Here is an 11,677-nt window from a genome sequence, read left to right on the forward strand (position 1 = left end):
TTGTCGACAACCTCATAATGAGGTAACCTCTGCTTATGTTGCTCATCGATTCAGGAGGCCTACTTGGCAAGACCACCCACGAACCCGCCATCGACTACAGCTGACCCCGCGCCCGTCCGACGGGTCCTGCGTCTCTTTCGCCCGTATCGCGCGCGCATCGCCGTCGTCACGGCGATCATCGTCTTCAGTGCCGTCATCGCACTCGCGTCCCCGTTTCTGCTGCGCGAACTGCTCGACCACGCCATACCCGATCGCGACGTCACCCTCGTCACGCTGATCGCCCTGGGCATGATCGCAGTCGCAGTCATCACCAACACCCTCGGTGTCCTACAGACCTGGCTCTCCAACATCGTGGGCCAAACACTCATGCACGACCTCCGTGTGTCGGTGTACGCCCACCTGCAAAAGCAGTCGCTCGGATTCTTCGCCCGCACCCGTACCGGAGAAGTTCAGTCCCGCATCGCCAACGACATCGGTGGCATGCAATCGGTCGTCACCAACACGGCCACGTCCATCGCGCAGAACGCCACCACCGTCGTGGCCACCGTGGTGGCACTGTTTCTGCTGGATTGGAAGCTTGCGCTCTTCTCGCTCGTCATCCTGCCGGTATTCGTTCGTATCGCCCGCCGCATCGGAAACGAGCGCCGGAGGATCTCGGGCACGCGGCAGCGGTTGCTCGGTGAGCTGTCGGTGCAGATCGAAGAATCACTTTCGGTCAGCGGAATCCTGCTCGGCAAGACCACCGGATCGTCGAGCGTGCTGACCGAGCAGTTTGCGCGGCGGTCGGACGAGGTCGCCGACGTCGAACTCGCGGCGATGATGGCAGGCAAGTGGCGGATGGCGAGCATGCAGATCAGCTTCGCCGTCATGCCCGCGCTCGTCTACTGGTTCGCCGGCATCACCATCGGCAACGGGAGCGCGCTGACCGTCGGAACCCTGGTCGCGTTCACGACCCTGCAGACCCAACTCTTCCGTCCCACCATGCAGTTGTTGAACACCGGCGTGGAAGTGCAGAGTTCGCTCGCCCTGTTCGGGCGCGTCTTCGAGTATCTCGACCTGCCGATCGACATAGCCGAACCGGTCCAGCCGAAAGCGCTCGACCGCAACGACGTTCGCGGAGATGTTCGTTTCGACCACGTGGACTTCGCCTATGCCGGCGCGAACCAGTCGACGCTGCACAACATCACGCTCGATGTTCCGGCCGGAAGCACCCTCGCTCTCGTCGGGTCGACCGGATCGGGAAAGACGACACTGGGATACCTCGCAGCACGGTTGCACGATCCGACACAGGGCCGAGTGAGCATCGACGGCATCGACCTGAGGGATCTCGCGACCACCACGGTCGCAGACCTCGTCGGCGTCGTCTCGCAGGAGACCTACCTGTTTCATGCGACGATTCGCGAGAACCTGCGCTTCGCCAAACCCGAGGCCACCGACGCCGAAATCGAGCACGCCGCAAAGATCGCGCAGATCCACGATTTCGTCTCCGCACTCGACGACGGCTACGACACCCTCGTCGGCGAACGCGGATACCGGTTCTCCGGCGGTGAGAAGCAGCGTCTCGCCATCGCGCGGACAGTACTGCGCAACCCGCCCATCCTGGTGCTCGACGAGGCGACCAGCGCATTGGACAATGCAACCGAAAGGGCACTGCAGGTAGCCCTCGACGAACTGATGAAAGATCGCACCACCATCCTCATCGCCCACCGACTCTCGACCGTCCGGGCAGCCGATCGCATTGCCGTACTCGACCACGGACGTGTCGTCGAATCCGGCACGCACGAGCAGTTGCTGACTTCGGCAGGCCGGTACGCCGAACTTCTCCGATCCTCGCAGGACGATCCCGCCGAACCGGACCCATCTCGAGTCGCCGCGTAGCGTCGGCACCGAAGACCGAAACCACAGGGGGACGGGTGTTCGTCACTATCGCCGGTTCCGTAGCCGCCGAGGCCATCGTGAAGAAGTCGAGATTCCTCGCTCTCATCGAGCGTGCGGAGTCCGAGGACGCGGCTCGCCGAGTGGTCGCGTCCGCGCGGTCGGCACACCCCGGAGCAGGTCATCACTGCTCCGCTTTCCTCATCGGCGATATCGCAGGCGCGCGGATCGAGCGCAGCAGTGACGACGGAGAACCGACAGGGACGGCCGGACACCCGATGCTCGAAGTGCTTGCCGGGCGTGATCTGACCAACGTCGTCGCCGTCGTGAGCAGATACTTCGGCGGTACCAAACTCGGTACCGGGGGACTGGCGCGCGCGTACTCGGGAGCAGTAGCGCAGGCGCTGACCGATGCCCGGCTGGTCCGGCGGGAGAGGCGAGAACTCGTACGCGTGGAGTTGAGTCACACCGACGTCGGTCGAATCGAATCCGAACTCCGCACGCGCGGAGTAGAGGTGGTGTCGATCGAGTATCTCGCGCGCGCTGCGGTCACCTTCTCGACGGTGAACCCCGACCTGCTGGAGGGACTACTCGCGAGCTCGACGGCGGGGGAGGCCCGGCCCGAGCGTCTCGGTTCGCAGTACGTCGACGTCGCCTTGTAGTCAGCAGCCCGTAGCACGGACGCCCGACGACAGGGCCGCGAAATCGGCCAGTTTCGGCACTTTGTCCACAGCCTTCGCCTCTATCCACAGATTCCGCTCGCGGCCGTTTCGCGTCTCGTTTTCGAGGCAGAGTTGGCACACGGGTCGAGCACCGTTCGACCGAAACAGGCGAGGGGGAACAACATGTACGAGGCGCAATGTGCAGTGGTGGGGACCGTCATCACCAATCCGGTCAAACGGTCGACCGCATCAGGCGACGAGGTGCTGAGCTTCCGGATGGCGAGCAACGCCAGACGCCAGGACCGTGCGACAGGTGAATGGACGGACGGCGGCACACTCTTCCTGACCGTGACCTGCTGGCGGAGGCTCGTCAAGGGCGTCGGAGGCTCGCTGATGAAGGGTGACCCCGTGATCGCGTACGGGCAGCTCAAGACCAACGAATACACGACGAGGGAAGGCGTCGAACGCTCCGGTGTCGAGATGACCGCCAGCGCGATCGGCCCGGACCTGGCCCGCTGCATCGTCACGGTCGCACGCGCGAGGCCGGTGCAAGCCTCGACTGCGGGCGAGGATGTCGACCGGGAGAACAGTGATCAGGAGAACGACGGGGCAGCGGGGTCCTTCGAGGCGAATGGAGACGGCGACAACGACGAGTTCGGATTGTCCGACTCGGAGGTGGCTGAGGACGTGGAGGTGGGCGTCGGGTAGCACCGTGCTGCCGTGTCCGGACCCGTCGGCGAAGAGTCGGGTCCGGACGCGCGGCTGGTGAGCGCGCTGTGTTCGCAGCGAATCGGGCGATGGTGTCGGTGACGCTCCGGACCGATAAGCTGGCCGGCATGGCGGAATTCATCTACACCATGAAGAAGGTGCGCAAGGCGCACGGCGACAAGGTCATCCTCGACGACGTAACGATGAGCTTCTATCCGGGAGCGAAAATCGGTGTCGTCGGCCCCAACGGCGCCGGCAAGTCGAGCATCCTCAAGATCATGGCGGGGATCGATCAGCCCGGTAACGGAGAGGCTTTCCTCGCGCCCGGCGCGTCGGTGGGCATCCTCATGCAGGAGCCGATCCTCGACGACTCCAAGAATGTCCGGGAGAACGTCGAAGACGGGCTCGGCGAGACGATGGTGCAGCTCAAGCGCTACAACGAAATCGCCGAGCTGATGGCCACCGATTACTCGGACGAGCTCATGGAGGAAATGGGCGATCTGCAGGAAAAGCTCGATCACGCCGACGCGTGGGAGATCGATTCTCAGCTCGAGCAGGCGATGGATGCTCTGCGTTGCCCGCCGCCCGAGTCGCCCGTGACCAACCTCTCCGGTGGTGAGAAGCGCCGCGTCGCACTCTGCAAGCTCTTGCTGAGCAAGCCGGATCTTCTGCTCCTCGACGAACCGACAAACCACCTCGACGCCGAGTCCGTGCTGTGGCTCGAGCAACACCTCGCTGCGTATCCCGGCGCAATTCTTGCCGTGACACACGACCGGTACTTCCTCGATCACGTCGCACAGTGGATCGCCGAGGTGGATCGCGGTCACCTCTACCCGTACGAGGGCAACTACTCGACCTATCTGGAGAAGAAGGCAGAGCGCCTCGAGGTCTCGGGCAAGAAGGATCAGAAGCTGCAGAAGCGGCTCAAGGACGAACTCGCATGGGTTCGCTCCGGCGCAAAAGCCCGGCAGGCCAAGAGCAAATCGCGTCTGGCTCGCTACGACGAAATGGTCGCCGAGGCAGAGAAGACCAGGAAGCTCGATTTCGACGAGATCCAGATTCCCAACCCGCCGCGGCTCGGCGACATTGTCGTCGAGGTCAAACATCTCGACAAGGGCTACGACGGTCGGGTCCTCATCAAGGACCTCTCGTTCACCCTTCCGCGTAACGGCATCGTCGGTGTCATCGGCCCCAACGGTGTCGGCAAGACGACGCTGTTCAAGACCATCGTCGGACTCGAAGAACCGGACAGCGGAGAGGTCAAGATCGGGCAGACGGTCAAGCTCAGCTACGTCGACCAGAACCGCTCCGGAATCGACCCGAAGAAGACAGTCTGGGAGACCGTCTCCGACGGACTCGACTTCATCACCGTCGGGACTTCAGAGTTCCCATCTCGCGCCTACATCAGCTCGTTCGGGTTCAAGGGACATGACCAGCAGAAGCCGGCGGGAGTGCTTTCCGGTGGTGAGCGCAACCGTCTCAACCTGGCGATGACGCTCAAGCAGGGCGGAAACCTGATCCTGCTCGACGAACCGACCAACGACCTCGACGTCGAAACACTCGGTTCGCTCGAGAACGCACTGGAAGAGTTCCCCGGTTGCGCAGTGGTCATCTCGCACGATCGCTGGTTCCTCGACCGCACCTGCACGCACATCCTGGCGTGGGAGGGAGGCTTCGGCGACAACGAAGCAGCCTGGTACTGGTACGAGGGCAACTTCGAAGGCTACGAGGAAAACAAGGTCGAGCGACTCGGACCCGATGCGGCTCGCCCGCACCGCGTCACGCACCGCAAACTGACCAGGGACTGAAGTCTTTGTCGGGCAAGGTATTCGAGTACTCGCTGCAGGTTCGGTGGAGTGACTCGGATCGACTCGGGCATGTGAACAACACCCGTTTTGTCGAATACCTGCAGGAAGCGCGGGCGCATTTCATCACGCAAGTTCTGATGGAAGCAGTGGGCAGCAGGGGAGCGACGGTCGTGCGCAGGCTGACCGTCGACTTCCTGCGGCCGATTTTCGACGAATCGGGTCCGCTCGTCATCGAGGTGTCCATCTTGCGCATAGGCCGGACGTCGTTCCAGGTGAAGCAGCGTGTTCTGGATGTGAGCGGCGCACTGTGTTCCGAGGCGGAGGCAGTCATGGTGGCTTTCGATCTGGAGTCTCAAACGCCGCGTGCGCTGACAGATCGAGAGAAGTCGGTCCTGGCCGAATACGAAATCGCCGGCTAGGCCCCTCGAATAGGGCGGTTCCGGAGATAGGCTCGTCCGGGTGGCGGCGAATCGGGACACGTTGCCGCACGGACTTTCGCCGCGACAACCCTCACAGGGAGTGATTCGAGAACATGCCGAACTCGTCGGACAGGCACACGGCGGATACGCGCACGGTGGACAGCGGTGCGACGGATGGGGATTGGACGAGGGGACTTTCGGAGGAGCTGGTGGCCTCGCTCCCCGAGGTCAAGGCCGCCTACTTCGCACATGTCGACCTCGATGATCTCGACAGCTCCATCCCCGAGCCCGAGCTGGGCATGTTTCGACTGCATCTTCAGCTCGCGGCGCACAGAGGCGAGGGCGAGGCGAAGGTCCGCGTCCACGTTCCCGACGACGCGGCGAGCGGCGCGGCAACCGGCGTTGCGCTGCAGATCGTCACCGATGACATGCCTCTACTGGTCGAGTCCGTGGTCTCGCAGCTCTCCCGACTCGGCGTCGAGATCACCGATGTAGTTCATCCGATTCTGTCGGTGGCTCGCACCGCTGAAGGGGTCCTCGTTGCGGTCGCGCCGAGCAACGGTGCCTCCAGCTCTCTCGGTGAGTCGCGGTCTGTTCGAGAGTCGTGGATGCACGTTCAGCTCGAATCCTCGGTCTCGGAGGAGATCCTCGACCGCCTCGGCGATGCAATCGTCGAGGTGCTCAGCGACGTTCGCACAGTCGTCACCGACACCGATGCCATGCGCGCGGTCCAGAGTGACGTGGCGGCAGCAATGGACAGTACGGCGCAACAGCGTGGCGAAAGCTCTGCTGCCGAATTGACCGATGCGGCGAGGCTGCTGAGGTGGCTCGCCGACGGCCACTACACGCTGCTCGGCTACCGCCGATGCAACGTCACCCGGGATGCCGAAGGTGATCTGCGTTCGGAGCCGGATGAGACGAGCGGCCTCGGAATGCTTCGAGACGACGACCGACTCGTCGCCGACTCGTGGGCGCTGAGCGACCGGTCCGCGATCGTCGACCTGACCCAGGGCTCGAGCCCGGCGAGAGTGCACCGCGCGGTGTACCCGTACTTCGTTACGCTGTTCGACTCCGAGGCACCGGAGTGGGGTGAGCATCGGTTCGTCGGCGTCTTCACTGTGACGGCGCTGCACGAGAACGTCTTGGACATCCCGGTGATCGAGAATCGTGTGCGCACGGTCATCGAACGGGCCGGGTTCGATTTGGCTTCGTTCTCGGGGCAGGCAATGCTCGAGGTGCTGCAGTCGATGCCTCGGTCGGAGCTGTTCGCAACTCGTGTCGATGCACTGTACGAGCGGGCAACTGCGGTGATGGCCATGGGACGCAGACGCAAGGTCAAGGTGTTCCTGCGAGCGGATTCGGGCGGCGCCTTCGTTTCCGCTCTGGTGTATTTGCCACGTGATCGCTACACCACACGGGTACGACTGGCGGTACAGAACGCTTTGCTCGAAGAATTGCGCGGCACGGGGCTCGACTACACCGCGCGCGTCACCGAATCCGATCTGGCCCTGTTGCATGTGACGGTGCGGCGCAGCGCCGACGAAGACGTGCCCGTCGATCTGTCCTCGGCGAACATCGCCCGTATCGAGGGGCTTCTGAGCGAGACGATCAGAACGTGGGAAGACGGACTGAGCGAGGCGGTCTCGCTGAGCGAGGACACCGATCGGGTGGTTGCCTCTCGCTACGCCGAGGCCTTGCCCGAGGCCTACAAGCAGGATTTCACCCCCGAACGTGCCGTGTTCGACATCGCACGGTTCGAGTCGTTGACCGACGGTGCGATTGACATGCAGCTCTACCGCAACGACGACTCCGACGTGGGTAGCTGGAGATTCAGTCTCTACATCGGTGGACGTGGTGTGTCGCTGAGCCAAGTCCTCCCGGTGTTGCAGAGCCTCGGCGTCGAGGTGGACGACGAGCGCCCGTACCCGGTGGTTCGACCGGACGGAATACAATGCTGGATCTACGATTTCGGTGTGTCCGCATCTCGCGAGATGCTGATCACCGCAATCGACGACGATCTGCACGCGGAGCTGCAGGGTGCCGGCGCTCCCGACCGGGAATCGCGCGTGCAGCTGCGATTCACCGATGCCTTCACCGCGGTGTGGCATGGCCGCGCGGATGCCGACCGGTTCAACGAGCTGGTGATGCGTGCCGGACTGGATTGGCGGCAGGCGCAGGTGCTCCGGGCCTACGCGAAGTATCTGCGCCAGGCGAACTTTCCGTACAGTCAGTTCAACATAGAGGGCGTGCTACTCGCGCATCCTCATACCGCCCGGTTGCTCGTCGGGCTCTTCGAGGCTCAGTTCGATCCCGATCGCGAGTCCAAGGAGCGTTCGAAGGAACTGCGCACCGAACTCGGTTCTCTCATCGACGACGTGATCAGTCTCGATGCAGATCGCATCCTCAGGGCGATCTTCGAGCTGATTCGCGCGACGCTTCGAACCAACTTCTATGTCCTCGACTCCGAGGGCGCGCCTCGCGAATTCCTTTCCCTCAAACTGGATTCGCAGCGGATCGCCGAATTGCCCAAGCCAAAACCCACCTTCGAGATCTTCGTGTTCTCGCCCCGGGTCGAGGGTGTACATCTTCGTTTCGGTGAGGTCGCCCGCGGTGGGTTGCGATGGTCCGATCGGCGCGAGGACTTCAGGACCGAGGTCCTCGGCCTCGCGAAGGCTCAGATGGTCAAGAACGCAGTTATCGTTCCGGTGGGAGCCAAAGGCGGATTCGTCGTCAAGCGGCCGCCTGCGGTGACCGGTGATGCGGCGACCGATCGTTCGGCTACAGCAGCGGAAGGCCAGGCGTGCTACCGGTTGTTCATCGCCGGTCTGCTCGATGTCACCGACAACTTCGAACGTGCAACGGGGACGGTGATTCCTCCGAAGCGTGTGGTGCGACGCGACGGCGACGACACCTACCTCGTGGTCGCCGCGGACAAGGGCACGGCGACCTTTTCCGATATGGCCAATGCTGTTGCGGCGGAATACGACTTCTGGCTGGGCGACGCCTTCGCCTCCGGTGGGTCGGCAGGCTACGACCACAAGGCCATGGGTATCACGGCCAGGGGTGCATGGGAGAGCGTCAAGCGGCACTTCCGTGAGATCGGAACCGACACTCAGACTCAAGACTTCACGGTTGTCGGTGTCGGCGATATGAGCGGCGACGTCTTCGGAAACGGAATGCTGCTGAGCAGGCACATCGGTCTCGTCGCCGCCTTCGACCACCGCCACATCTTCCTCGATCCCCATCCGGATCGGGCCACGAGTTACGCAGAACGTGAGCGGCTGTTCTCGCTCCCGCGGTCCTCCTGGGCGGACTACGCTTCCTCGGCTATCTCCACTGGTGGAGGGGTGTGGGAGCGGACGGTGAAGTCCATTCCGATCAGCCCCGAGGCCAGGGTGACGCTCGGCCTCGACGACAGGGTCACCTCGATGTCGCCACCGGAACTGATGCGCGCGATCCTTCAGGCGCCGGTCGATCTGTTGTGGAACGGCGGGATCGGCACCTACATCAAGGCCTCGACCGAAACGAACGCCGAGGTCGGTGACAAGTCGAACGACGCAATTCGAGTCGACGGCAACGAAGTTCGCGCAACTGTCGTCGGTGAGGGCGGCAACCTCGGAGCCACAGCGCTGGGGCGAATCGAATACGACAAGTCGGGCGGTCGCATCAATACCGACGCCGTCGACAACTCGGCCGGTGTCGACTGTTCCGACCACGAGGTCAACATCAAGATTCTCCTCGAATCGGCCATCGCCGACGGCACGCTCGACCGTGATGATCGTGACGAACTGCTGGCGTCGATGACGGACGAGGTTGGACGACTCGTGTTGTGGGACAACATCATGCAGAACGAAGTGCTCGGAACCTCGCGGCGCGACGCGCCTGCCCTGGTCACCGTGCATCGACGCGTCATCAAGGATCTCGAAGTTCGGCGGGGGGTGGATCGTGAACTCGAAGCACTTCCGAGTGACTCGGACCTTCGTAAGCGCAAGCACAACAATCGCGGACTGACCTCACCGGAGCTGGCGACGGTGATGGCCCACGTCAAGCTGGGGTTGAAGAGCGACCTGCTGGCCAGCGAACTGCCCGACAGTGACGTGTTCGCGCCGCGGCTGCCCAAGTACTTCCCTGCACCTCTGCGGGAGCCGTACGCGCACGCCATCACCTCGCATCCGCTCCGTCGGCAACTCGTCGCAACCGCCTTGGCGAACGAGACGGTCGATTGCGGCGGCATCACGTTCGTCTACCGACTTGCCGAGGATGCCGGGGCCACGGGCACCGACGCGGTGCGCGCTTTTGCCGCGGCGACAGCGATTTTCGATCTCGACGCGTTGTGGGACGAGATCAGGTCGGCCGATCTCACCGCGGAGTCCTCGGATGCACTGTTGCTCGAATCGCGGCGTGTACTCGACCGCGTTGCGCGGTGGCTGTTGGCCAACCGGCCGCAGCCACTCGCCGTCGGAGCCGAGATCAGCCGTTACGCAAGAAAGGTCGCCTTGCTCAGGGGTCGGGTGAGTGGATGGATCGACGGCCATCAGGCCCGAGATCTCGACGACAGGGTCTTTTCTGCGGTCGAGCGGGGTGCGCCGCATGCCCTCGCCGCCAAGGTGTACCAGTTGCTGGATATCTTCTGCCTTCTCGACATCATCGACGTCGCGGACATCACCGATCACGACCCCGCCGAAGTGGCCGAGCTGTACTTCGCGCTCGACGCGCACATCGGCATCGACTGGTTGTTGACGTCGGTATCAGGCCTGGCACGGGGGGACCGCTGGCATTCGTTGGCGCGGTTGGCACTGCGCGATGACCTCTATTCCTCGCTCCGCGCCATCACCAAGGAAGTACTGCTCGGTGGTGAACCGCACGAGAGTGCCGCGGAGAAGATAGCGGAGTGGGAATCGACCAACTCGTCGAGACTCGCTCGCGCACGCGCGGCTCTCGGCGAGATCGCTGAATCCGGGCCGCTGGAGCTGGCCACGCTGTCGGTTGCGGCCCGCCAAGTCCGCAGTATGGTTCCCTGACTGCGGACCACGAGAGAAGGAAGCAACGTTGTGAGTGTGCCCGAGGGCCATCTGTCGGACAAGCGTGCGCCGAACGAGCGCATAGGATTTCACACCAGCGTCGATGTCCGCTGGTCGGATATGGACGTGTACCAGCACATCAACCACGCCAGGATGGTGACGCTTCTCGAGGAAGCACGCATTCCGTGGCTGCTGGTCGATGGTAGGCCGACCGCCGATCTCCGCAACGGAGCGGTGATTGCGGATCTGCACGTCAAGTATCGGGGACAGCTGCGGCACGAGGACGGTCCGCTGGACGTGTTCATGTGGGTCGACAAGGTGCGCGCAGTCGACTTCGTCTGCGGCTACGAGGTGCGCGCGCAGGGCAAGTCTCTCGATACTCCTGCGGCGATCGTCGCCTCGACTCAGATCGCGGCATTCGACATCGACGCTCAGCGGCTGCGCCGGCTGACCAACGAGGAACGCGCGTACCTCCAGAGTTGGCAACGTGTTTGAGCGAACGCTTACTGTCCCGGACGCAGTCGAGCGCGAGAACCTCACTGCCTTCCTGACGAAGGTCGTTCGGCTCGACGAGGCGGCGGTGGTCCGACTCCGTGCCAGATCGGACGGCCGCCTCTCGGTATGGGCCCCGACAGGATTCGATTCGCTTGCAGTGCGGGTGATCTCGGGGACTGTCGTGCCCGACGACACCTCGGCCGGGGCGGATCAACTCCTCGCGGCACTGGCAACCGTCTCCGAAGGCGTGGTGGACCCCGGTTTCTCGATGGATTCCGCCTGGCGTGGCGCGCTACCACCGGACCATGGTTTCGAGCACGTCGACGACGTGCCCGCGCGGGTACTGATAGACCTCGCCCAACGCGGTGCCCGCCTGGCGAAGGAGCACGGCAGTAGTCACGGTCCGCCGGTCTCGCTGCTGGACCAGAAAGTCCTGCACGTCGAGGGGGCCAACGAAACCGTTCCCATCACCATGCGGACGGTATTCGCGCTCACTGCAATGGGATTCGTTCCATTCACCGGGCACGACGCTCTTTCGTCGGAGGCCGATCTCGCTCGTATCGACGAAAGCGAGAAGGTTCGCGTACGCGCCACTGCGGTGTGGCTCCGTCTCGACGCGCGCTACGGCTCGGTATTCAGCCGACGCTCCAACCCGTTGTCGCTGACCGTCGAGCGCTGACAAGACAGGC

At 63.5% G+C, this 11,677-nt stretch carries 8 protein-coding genes; all 8 read left to right on the top strand.

All coding sequences use genetic code 11. The annotated features are described in order from the left end of the window. The first annotated feature begins 63 nt into the window (after window positions 1-63). Window positions 64-1,878, top strand: a complete 1,815-nt coding sequence (locus J1M86_RS01370; protein ID WP_241259401.1) for an ABC transporter ATP-binding protein — start codon at window positions 64-66, stop codon at window positions 1,876-1,878. A gap of 35 nt (window positions 1,879-1,913) precedes the next feature. After that, window positions 1,914-2,537, top strand: coding sequence for a YigZ family protein (locus J1M86_RS01375; RefSeq protein ID WP_206508540.1), 624 nt, complete (start codon window positions 1,914-1,916; stop codon window positions 2,535-2,537). A 183-nt stretch (window positions 2,538-2,720) separates the two neighbouring features. After that, entirely contained in the window at window positions 2,721-3,245 is a 525-nt protein-coding gene (ssb, locus tag J1M86_RS01380; protein WP_230555560.1) for a single-stranded DNA-binding protein, read from the top strand. 128 nt (window positions 3,246-3,373) lie between these two features. After that, window positions 3,374-5,053 (top strand): energy-dependent translational throttle protein EttA, encoded by a 1,680-nt coding sequence (gene ettA / locus J1M86_RS01385; protein WP_075839412.1) that lies wholly within the window; start codon window positions 3,374-3,376, stop codon window positions 5,051-5,053. 5 nt (window positions 5,054-5,058) lie between these two features. Then, entirely contained in the window at window positions 5,059-5,472 is a 414-nt protein-coding gene (locus tag J1M86_RS01390; protein WP_075839381.1) for a thioesterase family protein, read from the top strand. Window positions 5,473-5,585: 113 nt separating this feature from the next. Then, on the top strand, window positions 5,586-10,493 hold the full coding sequence (locus J1M86_RS01395; RefSeq protein ID WP_206508542.1) for an NAD-glutamate dehydrogenase: 4,908 nt from the start codon (window positions 5,586-5,588) through the stop codon (window positions 10,491-10,493). A 30-nt stretch (window positions 10,494-10,523) separates the two neighbouring features. Continuing rightward, entirely contained in the window at window positions 10,524-10,988 is a 465-nt protein-coding gene (locus J1M86_RS01400) for a thioesterase family protein (protein ID WP_269417562.1), read from the top strand. After that, window positions 10,981-11,667, top strand: coding sequence for a hypothetical protein (locus J1M86_RS01405; protein WP_075839380.1), 687 nt, complete (start codon window positions 10,981-10,983; stop codon window positions 11,665-11,667). Before J1M86_RS01400 ends, J1M86_RS01405 begins: the two co-directional genes overlap by 8 nt. The last annotated feature ends 10 nt before the right edge of the window (window positions 11,668-11,677 follow it).

It is taken from the genome of Rhodococcus sp. KRD197 (assembly GCF_017168235.1).
In the GTDB taxonomy this organism is placed as follows: domain Bacteria; phylum Actinomycetota; class Actinomycetes; order Mycobacteriales; family Mycobacteriaceae; genus Rhodococcoides.